11 protein-coding genes are annotated in these 12749 nt (G+C 73.4%); 5 read left to right on the top strand and 6 right to left on the bottom strand.

Annotated elements, in window-relative coordinates:
• The first annotated feature begins 22 nt into the window (after positions 1-22).
• Complete coding sequence (locus OG455_RS25805) at positions 23-1024, top strand: ATP-binding cassette domain-containing protein (protein ID WP_266297575.1); 1002 nt, start codon at positions 23-25, stop codon at positions 1022-1024.
• On the top strand, positions 1021-1815 hold the full coding sequence (locus tag OG455_RS25800; RefSeq protein ID WP_266297573.1) for an ABC transporter permease: 795 nt from the start codon (positions 1021-1023) through the stop codon (positions 1813-1815). Before OG455_RS25805 ends, OG455_RS25800 begins: the two co-directional genes overlap by 4 nt.
• Positions 1816-1840: 25 nt before the next feature.
• Here OG455_RS25800 and OG455_RS25795 read toward each other — a convergent pair whose 3' ends face one another.
• From OG455_RS25795 to OG455_RS25770, 6 genes are all read right to left on the bottom strand, one after another.
• A complete protein-coding gene (locus OG455_RS25795) occupies positions 1841-2656 on the bottom strand; it encodes an AfsR/SARP family transcriptional regulator (protein WP_266297571.1) in 816 nt (271 codons plus the stop codon).
• Between the two features lie 63 nt (positions 2657-2719).
• A complete protein-coding gene (locus OG455_RS25790) occupies positions 2720-3577 on the bottom strand; it encodes a 4'-phosphopantetheinyl transferase superfamily protein (RefSeq protein WP_266297569.1) in 858 nt (285 codons plus the stop codon).
• Positions 3574-5490, bottom strand: coding sequence for an acyl-CoA dehydrogenase family protein (locus tag OG455_RS25785; RefSeq protein ID WP_266297567.1), 1917 nt, complete (start codon positions 5488-5490; stop codon positions 3574-3576). The genes OG455_RS25790 and OG455_RS25785 overlap by 4 nt, the downstream gene beginning before the upstream one ends.
• A gap of 267 nt (positions 5491-5757) precedes the next feature.
• The gene (locus tag OG455_RS25780; RefSeq protein ID WP_266297565.1) at positions 5758-6030 is read right to left on the bottom strand and encodes an acyl carrier protein; all 273 of its coding nucleotides are present in this window, start codon (positions 6028-6030) and stop codon (positions 5758-5760) included.
• 59 nt (positions 6031-6089) lie between these two features.
• A complete protein-coding gene (locus tag OG455_RS25775) occupies positions 6090-7367 on the bottom strand; it encodes an acyltransferase domain-containing protein (RefSeq protein WP_266297563.1) in 1278 nt (425 codons plus the stop codon).
• Positions 7368-7524: 157 nt separating this feature from the next.
• The gene (locus tag OG455_RS25770; protein ID WP_266297561.1) at positions 7525-8343 is read right to left on the bottom strand and encodes an AfsR/SARP family transcriptional regulator; all 819 of its coding nucleotides are present in this window, start codon (positions 8341-8343) and stop codon (positions 7525-7527) included.
• A gap of 314 nt (positions 8344-8657) precedes the next feature.
• On the opposite strand from OG455_RS25770, the gene OG455_RS25765 reads away from it, so the two are divergent.
• From OG455_RS25765 to OG455_RS25755, 3 genes are read left to right on the top strand one after another with little or no spacing between them, the layout of a single operon-like run.
• A complete protein-coding gene (locus OG455_RS25765; protein ID WP_266297559.1) occupies positions 8658-8891 on the top strand; it encodes a hypothetical protein in 234 nt (77 codons plus the stop codon).
• Positions 8888-11176, top strand: coding sequence for a TOMM precursor leader peptide-binding protein (locus OG455_RS25760; RefSeq protein ID WP_266297557.1), 2289 nt, complete (start codon positions 8888-8890; stop codon positions 11174-11176). The genes OG455_RS25765 and OG455_RS25760 overlap by 4 nt, the downstream gene beginning before the upstream one ends.
• A 42-nt stretch (positions 11177-11218) precedes the next feature.
• Positions 11219-12700, top strand: coding sequence for a SagB family peptide dehydrogenase (locus tag OG455_RS25755; protein WP_266297555.1), 1482 nt, complete (start codon positions 11219-11221; stop codon positions 12698-12700).
• Positions 12701-12749 lie beyond the last annotated feature (49 nt).

Genomic DNA, 12749 nt, shown 5'->3' with positions numbered 1-12749 from the left:
GTCAGGGTCGAACGCTCTACCCATGAACACGACGACAACGTATCGACAGGCTACCGAAGCCGCCTTCGCCCGGCCCACCGCGATCACCGCGACCGGCCTGCGCAAGTCCTACGGCGACCAGCTCGTTCTGAACGGCATCGATCTGACCGTCACCGCGGGCACGGTCTTCGCCCTGCTCGGTCCGAACGGGGCCGGCAAGACCACCACGGTGCAGATCCTCTCGACGCTGATCGAGGCCGACGGCGGCCAGGCGCAGGTGGTCGGCCACGATCTGGCCCGCGATCCCGGCGGCGTGCGGGCCTCGATCGGGGTCACCGGCCAGTTCTCGGCCGTCGACGGCCTGCTGACCGGCCGGGAGAACCTGATCCTGATGGCGGACCTGCACCACCTGGGACGATCCGAGGGCCGGCGCCGCGCCGACGCCCTGCTGGAGCGGTTCGACCTGGTCGAGGCCGCGAAGAAGCCCATCTCGACCTACTCCGGCGGCATGCGTCGCCGGCTCGACCTGGCGATGACCCTGATCGCCGACCCGCGCCTGATCTTTCTCGACGAGCCGACCACGGGCCTGGATCCGCGCAGCCGCCGCGACCTGTGGGAGATCATCCGCGGTCTGGTCGCCGGCGGGGTCACGATCTTCCTGACCACGCAGTACCTGGAGGAGGCCGACCAGCTCGCCGACCGGATCGCCGTGCTGGACCAGGGCGAGCTGGTGGCCGAAGGGACCGCGGCCGAACTCAAGCGCCTGATCCCCGGCGGCCACATCCGGCTGCGGTTCGCCGACGCGCCGCACCTGGAGGCGGCTGCCCGGATCCTGGAAGTGACCTCACGCGACGACGACGCGCTGACCCTGCAGATCCCGAGCGACGGCGGGGTCGCGTCCCTGCAGTCCCTCCTCGACCGGCTCAAGGCCGAGGCCGTCAGCGTCGAGGAGCTCTCCGTGCACACCCCGGACCTGGACGACGTCTTCCTCGCCCTGACCGGCAACCGCAGCAACCCCGCCACCGACAAGGAGATCTCCGCATGAGCACCAGGACCTACGCCCTGACCGACACGGCCACGATGCTGCGGCGCAACCTGCGTCACACAGTGCGCTATCCCGCCATGACGACCGGGTCCGTCTTCGGTCCGGTGATCATGCTGTTGCTCTTCGTCGGAGTCCTCGGCAAGACGCTGGGCGCCGGGATCGCCGCGGCGGGCGGGCACCACGGGGGTGGGTACATCGACTACATCGCGCCCGGCATCATCATCACGGCGGTGGCATCGGGCAGCATGGCCACGGCGGTGGCGGTCTGTGCGGACATGACCGAGGGCATCGTCGACCGGTTCCGCACCATGCCGATCGCCCGAGGCTCCATCCTGACCGCACACGTGATCAACAGCCTGATCACCACCGTGGTGAGCACGGCGTCGGTGATCGCGGCCGCCCTGCTCCTGGGCTTCCGGCCCACCGCCCATCCCGCCGCCTGGGCCGCCGCGGCCGCGCTGCTCCTGCTGCTGGCCTTCGCCCTGACCTGGCTCGCCGTGGCGATCGGGCTGGTCTCGGGAACGCCCGAAGCGGCCAGCAACAGCCCGCTGCCGATCATCTTCCTCCCGTTCATCGGCAGCGCCTTCGCCCCCGCCGGCTCGATGCCGCCCGGCGTCCGCCAGTTCGCCGAGTACCAGCCCTTCACCCCCGTCATCGAAACGATCCGCGGCCTGCTGACCGGCACCCCGATCGGCCAGAACGGCATCCTCGCGATCGCCTGGTGCATCGTCATCGCCCTCGGCGGCTACCTCTGGGCCCGCACCGGGTTCAACCGGAACCGCGCCCGCTAGGCGGCGAAGGTTGCCTGACCCGGCACTAGGGCACCAGCTGCGCCCGGCCGAAGTCCAACTCGCGCTCCGGCGCCGAGCCGAGGATGGCGCGCTCCAGGTGCTGCAGGCGCGGGCCGGGCTCGGTGCCCAGCTCGGTGGTCAGGTCGCGACGGATGCGGCGGAAGGCGCCGAGGGCGTCCACGCTACGGCCGCAGCGGTGGAGCACCCTCATGTACTGCTCGCAGAAGCGCTCGTTCAGGCGGTACTCGGTGGTCAACGCGGCGAGCTCGCCCAGCAGTTCGCTGTGTCTACCGATGGCGAGGCCGGCTTCGGTGCGGCGTTCGACCAGGGTGATCCTGCGGTCCTCCAGGTAGCGCGCCTCGGCCTGCAGCCGGGGGCCGAACTCCACGTCGAGCAGCGCGGCGCCGCGCCAGACCCGGTCGGCCTCGCGCAGCAGCCGCTGGGCGGTGGCGGGGTCGCCCAGTTCCAGCGCCCGCAGGCCCATCTGCCCGAGCCGGTCGAACTCGGCCACGTCGCAGGCCTCCGGCGGCGCGGCCAGCTGGTAGCCGCCGAACGCGGTGCGCAGCAGGCTCTTGGCGCCGCCGTCCGGATCGGCGACGCCGGCCAGCGCCGTCTCCAGCAGCCTGCGCAGTTGCAGGATGTAGGTCTGCAGGGTGGTGAGCGCGCTGGTCGGCGGGTGGCCGTCCCAGAGCTCCTCCAGGATCACCGGGACCGGGACCACCTGACCGGCCCGCACCGCGAGCAGGGCCAACACGTTCCGGGGCTTGGCCGCGGTCGGCACCACCGAGGTGCCGTTCACCGTCACGGTCAGCGGGCCGAGTACGCCGATCCGAAGGTCCATGCGGGCTCTCCTCTCACGCCTGTCAGCTGGTCGGGGCGGCGCGGCGGTCCGCGCGGCGGCGCGTCAGTGCGCGCTGCCCGCCACCCGCAGCGCCCGCTGGATCGCGCCGAGCATCCGGGTGTCCAGCGTGGTGGCCGCGCGGGTGTCGCTGATCCGGCCGCGGCCCGCGTCGTGCAGGGCCAGCCCGGCCAGGTGGCGCTCGCCCACCCGCAGCGAGCGGAAGGACCAGGCGTCCCGGTCGGCCGGCGTGCCGTCGGCACGCCGCAGCCGGGGCGGCTCCTCGTCCACCTGGAACCCGAACTCCGTGAAAGGAAAGTACATCCCCTGCCCAAGTGCCTTGGTATAAGCCTCCTTGAGCGTCCATTGACGCACCAGGCGCTCGTTGCGGCCGGCCTCGGGCGTGGCCGCGAGCAGCCTGGTCTCGTCCGGGGTGCACATCTGCGCCTCGCCGCCGCTGCCGTAGAGCCGGCGGTCGATCAGCTCGACGTCCACGCCGATCAGGCCCAGCGTGCTCAGGCCCACCAGCATCAGGTCGCCGGTGTGGCTGAGGTTGAGGTCCACCTGGTCGCAGCCGCGCACGTAGAGCCGGCCGGTGAGCGCGTAGCCGAACTCCAGGTCGCGCGGCGGCACGCCGACCGCGCGGGCGGCCAGGTGCTTGAGCAGCGCGCGGGTGGCCAGGAAGCCGCCGGCCGAGCGGCGGCCGCGCCGGGTCTGGTACTTCTCCCACTCCAGGCCGAGCAGGGTGCGCAGCTCCGCCTCCTCGGGCAGCGCGGCCAGCCACGCGGTGATCGAGCCGTAGGCCAGGCCCACGCCGTGCACCGCCATGTCCCGTTCCAGCTCGTCCCACGGCCCGTCGGGCCCGGCCACGGCGCGCGGCCGCAGCGGCCCCAGCGGCAGTGCGCTGCCGGCGGCGGCGCTCATGCGAGCGGCAGATCGTAGAGGTCCAGCGAGCGGTTCTCGGCGCTGCGCCGCAGCACCTCGGCGCACAGGTCCACCTCGATGGCGGGCGGCAGGGCCGGGGTGCGGCGGCCGAGCCGGCGCAGCAGCCGGTCCAGGGCCAGCACCAGCCACTGCGGGCGGGCGCTGAACGCCTCGTGCTCCGGGTCGGCGTTCAGGTGGACGCCGAGGCAGCAGATCGCCGCGATCGCCAGCGCGTACCGGTCGGTGAGCGGGAAGGAACGCACCGAGGAGGCGAACTCGCGGTCGTCCTCGGGCAGTTCGAGCGCTGACTGGCGGATCTCGGCCAACTCGGCGATCAGCAGGCCGGTCTGCTCGCGCAGCAGGTCGGCCAGCTCGGCGGGCGCGCTGCGGGCGATGCCGCGGGCGGCCCCGGCGGCGTAGGCGGCCAGGCCGTCCTGGCCGCCGAAACTGGCCAGCCGGTCGGAGTCGATCGGCGGCACCGGCCCGAAGGGGGTGAACAGGGTGCCGGGCGCGGCGCGGTCGGCGCTCCACGGCGCGGCCGCGATGCCCGGCAGGCAGGGCGCGATGGTGGCCTGGCACATCGCGGTGCTGACGTGCCCGAAGGTGATCATCGCCAGGTCGCGGACGTGCTTCTGGAAGATCGCGTGGTCGCCGCTGCGGGCGTGGAAGGCGTCGCCCATCACGACCGAGAGGTGGTAGAGCGCCTCGCCCGCCAGCTTGGGGACCAGGTACTTGCCCACCGCCGAGAGCACGTTGGACTGCTCGGGGATCAGGTGCAGCGCCCGGGTCGCGGTCAGCGTGAGGCTGTCGCAGATCAGCAGGTCGACGAAGGTGCCGGCGAGCGCGTTGCGGGCCATCGGCACCTCGGTGACCGGGCGGCTGAAGGCCCGCTGGTCGACCGCGAAGCGGGTGGCGGTGCGCAGCGCGGTGTCGGCCAGGCCCACGCACATGGCCGGAACGGTCGCGTGGATCACCGGGAAGGCGCGCAGGCCCAGCTCGACGCCGCGCCCCCACTCCCCCAGCAGCGATCCCTCGGGCAGCGGGGCGTCGGCGAACTCCAGCCCGCAGATGCGCAGTCCGCGCACCGCGTCGGTGCGGTGGCGGCCCAGTCGGCGCACCCGGTCGGGGGCCAGCTCGGCCATCGGCACCAGCAGCAGCGAGTGGGTACCGCTCACCTCGCCGTCGCCATCGCCGCCATCACCATCGCCGCCGTGCCCACCGTGCCCGTCCCGCGTGCCTGCGTCCGCGCCCGCGCCCGCGTCCGCACCAGCACCAGCACCAGCACCAGCACCGGCGGCACCGGCAGGCCCCACCGGGTCGGCCGCGCTGCGGGCGAAGGCGATCAGCAGGTCGGCGGTCTCGGCGTTGTTGACCGCCGCCTTGCGGCCGGCGACCGCCAGGCCACCGGCGGCGGTGCGCACGGCCCGGAACTCGTCGTTGACGAAGTCGTTGCCGTGCGCCAGCTGCTGGAACGCGACGGTGGCCAGGCCCCCGTCCAGCAGGGTCTCGGCGGTGCGGCGGCGCTGGTCGGCGTCACCGTTCAGCCAGACCACCATCGAGCCCATGAAGGAGGTCAGCGCGGTGCCCATGGCGAGCGTGACGTCACGGCGGAACATCGGGCGCATCAGCAGCCCGAGCCCGTCCAGGCCGACCAGCCGGCCGCCGAGTTCGGCGGGCACGAACTCGGCGTTCAGGCCCAGCAGGCCGTAGCGCTTGACCCCCTCGACGCAGAGCTCGCCCTCGTCGTCGGCGGCCAGCAGCGCGCTGAAGCCGACCGGGTTGTTGCGGTCCCAGGGATCGCCGAAGCCCGCCTCGATCTCGGCCAGCCGCGCCCGCAGTTCCGTGCGGCGGGCGGCGCGGGCCGCCCGCGCGCCCTCGGTCGCGGTGTCGGCCCGTCCCAGCAGATCCGTCACGGCTACCCCCAGCTCCTCGTTGTCCGACTCGTCCGTGCGACGCGCCCTTCGACGCGACCGGTCCGCACCGGACAGCATCCGCGGTGAACAGCATCCGCGGTGGACAGCGGTCGCACCGGCGCGTGCGGCCAGTCTGGGCGCACGATGTGGAGAGCGGCTCCAGTCTGCCTGGAGGATCGGTCGGGCATCGGCGCAGGTCACCGGGGACGCGCCGGGTCGCACGGGCCCGCGCCCGGCGTCGTGCCGCGGCGCACCCGCGGCCGCGCCTCAGGCCGGGCGGCTGGTCCAGCCGAAGAGCGTGCTGATCATCTCCAGCAGCATCCGCGGGGTCTCCGCCTCGACCACCAGCTCCTCGGGCACCGTGATCCCGTAGGTCCTGGCCAGCACTCCGACGGCCTGGAGCACCGCGAGCGAGTCCAGGCCCAGTTCGTAGAAGGTCTCGTCGAGCAGTTCCTCGCTCAACTCGGCACAGGACTCCTCGCCGCCGCAGGCGGCCAGGATCCGGGACAGCTCGGCCAGTCCCACCTGCGATGACGGCATGCCGACCTTCCTCTCGGGTACGGGCGCCGGCCGGTGGGCCGAGCCGCTGGACGGCTTCGTCAGCCGAGCCGGTGGATGGCTTCCAGGTCCAGGTCCTGCCCGGCCGTCCACAGCCGGGCCGCCGCCTCCAGCACGCTGCGCCGGTCGTGCGCCGCGTTGCGCGGCCGGGCGCTGAGCATCGCCACCGCCTGGCTGGGCCCCTTGAGGAAGGCCGGGTGCCGGCGGATCAGGCTGTACAGGCCCTGCCCCGGGCCGGCCTCCAGGCAGAGGTGGCCGCCGCCGGCGAAGAGCGTGTCGAAGGTGGCCCGCAGCTGCACCGGGCGGGTCGGCTGCCGGGCCCAGAAGCCCGGGTCCACCGCCTCGCCCGGCGCCATCAGGGCCGCCGTGGAGGCCGAGAGCACCGGGATGGCGGGCGGCAGCAGCGACACCCGCTCGAAGGCCCGGGCCGCCTCGGCGCAGGCGGCCGCGACCACGGGACTGTGGTACGCGACCTGGGCCCGCACCGGCATGCAGCTCAACTCGGCCGCGCGCAGCGCCTCGGCGGCCCGGGCCAGCCCCTGGCGGGTGCCCGAGATCACCGTCTGGTTGGCGCTGTTGACCGCCGCCACCGCGACGCCCGGCGGCAGGTGCGGCGCCACCTGGTCCGCCCCGGCCGCCACCGCCACCATCCCGCCGGCCGGCGCCTGGGCCAGCCGCTCGGCCTGCGCGCCGATCACCGCCACGGCGGCCGGCAGGCTGAGCACGCCCGCCAGGGTGGCGGCCGCGTGCTCGCCGATGCCCTGCCCGAGCAGCAGCGCGGGCCGGATGCCCCAGCTGGTCAGCAGCCGGCCGAGGGCGAGGTCGAGCGCGAAGATCAGCGGCAGTGCCCGCTCGACGTGGTCGATCGGCAGCCGCGGGTTCTCCGCCAGCCAGTCGTCGCGCACCTGCTCGCCGGCCGGGCCGAGCAGCGCGAACACCTCGTCCACCGCGGCGGTGAAGACCTGCTCGTGGCCGTAGAGGCCGAGCGCCATCCGCGGGTGCTGGGCACCCTGGCCGGGCAGCAGCACGGCCACCGGGCGCCGCAGCTCGGCCAGCCCGCGGAACGCGCCGGGGCGCTGCGCGTCCAGCGCGGCCAGCGCCTCCTGCGGGTCGGCGGCCACCAGGGCGCCGCGGGCCGCTCCCGGCACGGCGCTCCCCCAGGCGTCGGCCACCCCGGCGAAGCCGGTCTCACCGCGCGCCTTGATCCAGCGGCGCAGGCTGACCCGCAGCGCCTCCTCGTCGTCCTCGCAGCCGGCCGACCAGACCAGCAGACGGACGGGCTGGGACGTTCGGCGCGGGGAACCGACGGTACGCAGCATGGGTGCCTCCTCTCCTCACCCGGCGCTGGGGACGCGGGGTCGGGCCTGGGGGGTGTGGGGCCGGGGGTGGAACGTCACTCGCGCCGGACGGCCGCCTGCCCCGGACCACCTGGGCGGTCCGGGGAGGGGAGCCGGTGCCGGCTGTTCTGACGACGCGTCAGACGACCATCCGGCCGGGGCGGCCGCGGTCCTGGCGCACCGGCGTCTCCAGCGCCGGGTCCGAGGAGAGGATCGCCCGCTGGAGCTGCTGCAGCCGCGGCGAGGGCTCCAGGCCGAACTCGTTCACCAGCGTGCCCCGCAGGCGCTTGAAGACGTCCAGCGCGTGCCACTGCCGACCGGAGCGGTAGAGCGCCACCATGTGCTGCGCGTGCAGGTTCTCGTGCCACGGGTGCTGCACGGTGAGCACCGCCAGCTCGCTCAGCAGCTTGTGGTGCCGGCCCAGCCGCAGGTCGGCGTCGATCCGCCGCTCCAGCACCCCGAGCCGGCTCTCCTCCAGTCGCATCACCTCGATCGCCAGCCGCGCGCCGGGCTGGACGTCGACCAGCACCGGTCCGCGCCAGTGCGCCAGGGCGTTTCCCAGCAGCCGGGAGGCCGCCTCGTCGTCCCGGGCGTCCAGCGCCTGCTGGCCGGCCGTGGCGAGCCGCTCGTAGGCCTGGACGTCCAGTTCCTCCGGGCGGATGTCGAGCACGTAGCCGTTGTACTGGGTGCGCAGGATGTCCTTGGCGCAGCGCGTCGGATCATCGCTCAGCGCGATGTCCAGCCGCCTGCGCAGCTGCAGGATGTACGTCTGCAGGGTGGTCGGCGCGCTCCGCGGCGGCTCGGCACCCCACAGCTCGTCCATCAGCACGCTGGCCGGCACGATCCGCCCGGACCAGAGCGCCAGCAGCGCGAGGACCTGGCGGGGCTTGCCGGCGGTGGGCACGATGGACGCGCCGCACTCCGTGGCCTCCAACGGGCCGAGAATCTTGATCTCCACAGGATTGCCTCTCCCCCAAACCGTCCGCGGGAGCCCTGGGATCCGCGGCCCCGGTCCTGCGGGCCGGTGCAGCGGGCCGATACGGCGGATCACAGCGCCTGAACACCACTCAGGATCGCAACACCGCAGGTCGGTTGCCCAGTGTGCGGGTCATGACCCGCGGGTGAGGAACGATGCGGGGGACCCGTGAATATCTCACGGTAGGGGGGTGATGCAACCACTGGTGGGGTTGCCGTGGCCGCCACCAGAATTCTGGTCATGGCCCACTCGGGCCACGCACCACCCAGCCTTGACCGCAGAGTGGAGTGCTCCCCATGAACAAGATCAGCTCCAACGCCGATTTCAGAACGCTGTTCACCGCCTACCTTCCGGCGAGCGGCGGCAAGGAAGCCACGCTGGATCTGACCATCGACGCCCTGGACGGTTGGTACGTCCAGGACAGCCCGGTGCTGGACCTGTGCACCGGCCTCTGCGTGGCGCCGGCTCCCGAGCCGCGCGGCACCCAGGTCGCCTTCACCCCGGCGGCGCTCGGTTACGCCGCGGCATGACCAGTTGGTGGGGGAACGGGGAACCACTGGTGGGGTTCCGGCGCGATCTGCGCCCTGAAGTGGTCTCGGGAGAGGCCACGTACCTCTTCTCGGAGCACGGGGTCACCGCGCTCCAGGGAGCCCAGATCGAGGCGCTGGCCCCGCTGCTCGACGGCACCCGGGACATCCCGGCGCTGCTGCGCGAGGCGCCCGCGGGCGTCTCGCCGGAGCAGATCGGCGACCTGATGGGGCAGTTGGCGGACGCGGGGCTGGTCGCCCTGCGGCCGCCGACCGCCTCGCCCTGCGACGAGCGGGCGCTGGCCTACTGGGAGGCGGCCGGCCTGGACAGCGGCCGGGCCGCCGCCCGGGCCCGGGCCGGACGGATCCACCTGGTCACCATGGGCCGGGTGGACCCGCACGACGCGATGGCGGCCTTCCGGGCCGCCGGGCTGACCGTGGTCGAGAACCCGGCCGACCGGCAGCCCGGCGATCTGACCGTGGCGCTCTGCGACGACTACCTCGCACCTGAACTGGCGGCCGTCAACACCACCGAACTGGCCGCCGGACGCCCTTGGTTGATCGCCCGACCCTACGGCCGACAGGTCTGGATCGGCCCGGTCTTCCAGCCCGAGGGCGCCTGCTGGAGCTGCCTGGCGCACCGCCTGCGCGGCCACCGGCGGGCCGAGGCCCACGTGCAGGAGGCCCTGGGCCGCACCGGACCGGTTCCCCGCCCCACCGCTTCGATCTCACCGCTGGGCGGCTTCAGCACCCACCTGGTCGCCCTGGAGGCGGTCAAGTGGCTCGCCGGCTACCGGTGTCCGGCCCAGCAGTCGGTGTGGACCCTGGACACGCTGACCATGGAGGGCCGCCACCACCAGCTGCGTGCCCGGCCCCAGTGCCCCACCTGCGGCGACCCGCAGCTGGTCACCGAGCAGCAGTGGCGCCCGGTGGCACCGCGCTCCCGCCTCAAGACCTGCTACGGCGGCGGCGGGCACCGCGCGCAGACCCCCGAGCAGGTGCTGGAGACCTACCGGCACCTGATCAGTCCGATCACCGGCGTGGTCAAGGAGATCCGGCGCGATCCGCGCGGCCCCGCCTTCCTCAACTCCTTCCTCTCCGGCGCCAATCCGGCGGTCGGCCCGAGCAGCCTGGACGCGCTGCGCGCCAACCTGCGCAGCAGCAACGGCGGCAAGGGCATCAGCGCGGTGCACGGCGAGGTCAGCGCGCTCTGCGAGGCGCTGGAGCGGCACAGCGGCTACCTGCACGGCGACGAGCCCCGGATCCGGGGCAGCCTGCGGGAGTTGACCGACCGTGCGGTGCGCCCGCAGGACTGGCAGCTGTTCGACCCCGGCCAGTTCGAGGGCCGCCAGGAGTGGAACGCCCGGCACGGCGGCTTCCAGCACGTGCCCGACCCGTTCGACCAGGACGCGGTGATCGACTGGTCGCCGGTCTGGTCGATGACCGAGCACCGGCACAAGCTGTTGCCCACCGCGTCCCTCTACTTCGGGGTCCCGCAGGAGCCCGGCGCCCGCTACTTCCACGCCGACTCCAATGGCAACGCCGCCGGGAGCAGCCTGGAGGACGCCATCCTGCAGGGCTTCCTGGAGCTGGTCGAGCGCGACGCGGTCGCGCTCTGGTGGTACAACCGCACCCGCCAGCCGGCGATCGACCTGGGCGCCTTCGAGGACCCATGGATCATGGAACTGCGCGGTGTGCACGGCGACTTGAACCGCGAGGTGTGGGCGCTCGACCTCACCTCGGACTTCGGGATCCCGGTCGTGGTGGCCCTCTCCCGGCGCTTCGACAAGCCGGCCCAGGACATCGTCTTCGGCTTCGGCGCGCACTTCGACCCGCGGATCGCCCTGCGCCGCGCGCTCACCGAGGTCAACCAGCTGCTGCCGGCCGTGGTGAACGCCCGCCCCGACGGCACCGGCTACAACGGCGGCGACCAGGCGGCCCGCTGGTGGTGGCAGCAGGCCACCACCGGCAACCAATCCTACCTGCTGCCCGACCCGGCGGCGGCGCCGCGCCGGCCCGGCGACCACGGCTACACGCCGCGCCGCGACCTGCTCGACGACCTGGACGCCATCTTGGATTTGACGGATCGTCATGGTCTGGAAATGCTGGTCCTCGACCAGACCCGACCGGATATCGGTCTGCCGGTGGTCAAGGTGATCGTGCCCGGACTGCGGCACTTCTGGTCCCGCTTCGCGCCAGGACGCCTCTTCGACGTGCCGGTCCGGCTGGGTCGGCTGGAGCGGCCGACCCCCTACCACGACCTCAATCCGATCCCGATCTTCGTGTGAGCGACCCGGCCAGGAGTTCGAAGGAGCATCCGAGGAGCAGCGATGAAGCCAGCAGCGAGCCCGCCGGACCAACAGAGCACTCCCACCGTGCTGTTGTGCTCGCTGCGCGAGGACGCTCTGGTGGAGCAGGTGGCCGGGCAGGACGCGGTGAACGTGCTGACCCGGTGGGGCGAGGTCCGGATCGACGAGCCGGGGCCGGCCGTGCGCGAGGCCCTGCGCCGGATGGCCTTCGGTCCGGTCAGCCTGGTCAACGTGCTGGCGGGCCTGCGGATCGAGGGCGGGAGCGCGTTCGAGGCGCAGTGCCGGCTGCTCTCGGGTGCGCTGAACCGCCTGCAGGGCACGGTGATCCAGACGCTCGCGCTGACCGACGGCGAGGGCGCGCTGCTCTCGGTGGTCCCGATCTCCGGCCAGGCCCGCTTCGCCGTCACCGACATCGACCCCGGGCGGCCGCTGCGGCTCTCCCGGTTCGCCACGCTGGGCTCGGGCGGTGACGAGGCGGTGCTGGAATCACCGCTCGCCCTGCACCGGGTGCTGCTGCACCACGGCGACGCCCTGCTGATCGCCGCCGCCCTCGCCCGCCCGACCACCATCGCGTCCCTGGCCCGCACCCTGGGCCTGCCCGACCAGGTGGTGGCCGCGGTGACGGCCCACCTGGTGGCCACCGGCATGGTGCTGGCCGGCGAGCGCGACCGGCTCGGCGGCACCCGGTTCGCCGAGGACTCCGACCCCGACCTGCTGGCCTGGGCCGACCACGATCTGCTCTTCCACACCCGCAGCCGCCTGGGCCGGCACGACGGCGCCTACGGCGCGGTCTTCCCGCAGGGCCACCGGCCGCCCTACGAACCGGCGGTGAAGCCGCTGCCGCCGGGCAAACGCTTCACCCTGCCCCGCCCCGGCGCACCCGACCCCGCCGAGCCGACCCTCACCGAGCTGCTGGAGTCCCGGCGGACGCCGGTGGCTCCGGGCGGCGCGGCAGTCACCGTCGAGCAGCTGAGCGAGCTGCTGCACCGCGCCGCCCGGGTGCGCGAGGTGCACGTGGGCGGCCAGGACGAGTCGGTCTGCAGCACCACCGACCGGCCCTACCCGAGCACCGGCGACCTGTACGAGCTGGAGCTCTACCTGGTGATCGGCAACTGCTCCGGCCTGCCGCGCGGGATCTACCACTACGACCCGCAGGGCCACGGGCTGACCCTGATCAACACCGACGAGGACGCGCTGGCCGAGCTGCTCGACGCGGCGATGATCGCCTCCGGACTGCGGCAGGAGCCGCCGGTGCTGCTCACCGTCACCGCCCGGTTCGGCCGGCTCTCCTGGGTCTACGGCGGGATGGCCTACGCGACCACCCTCAAGCACGTCGGCGTGCTGCTGCAGACCGTCAACCTGGTGGCCACGGCGATGCGGTTGACCCCGCAGGCCGTCGCTTTCGGTGACAGCGACGCGTCGGCCAGGGCCTTCGGGCTGGACTGGCGCCGGGAGTCCAGCGTGGGTGAGATGGTCATCGGCCCCAGCTCGTCAGGGACATGACGAATAGTCACTTCGCGTACATGCCATAGCAGTCGAGATATTGTCCAAA

Source organism: Kitasatospora sp. NBC_01287 (assembly GCF_026340565.1).
Classification (GTDB): domain Bacteria; phylum Actinomycetota; class Actinomycetes; order Streptomycetales; family Streptomycetaceae; genus Kitasatospora.
This window is presented reverse-complemented; position numbering and strand designations above follow the sequence as displayed.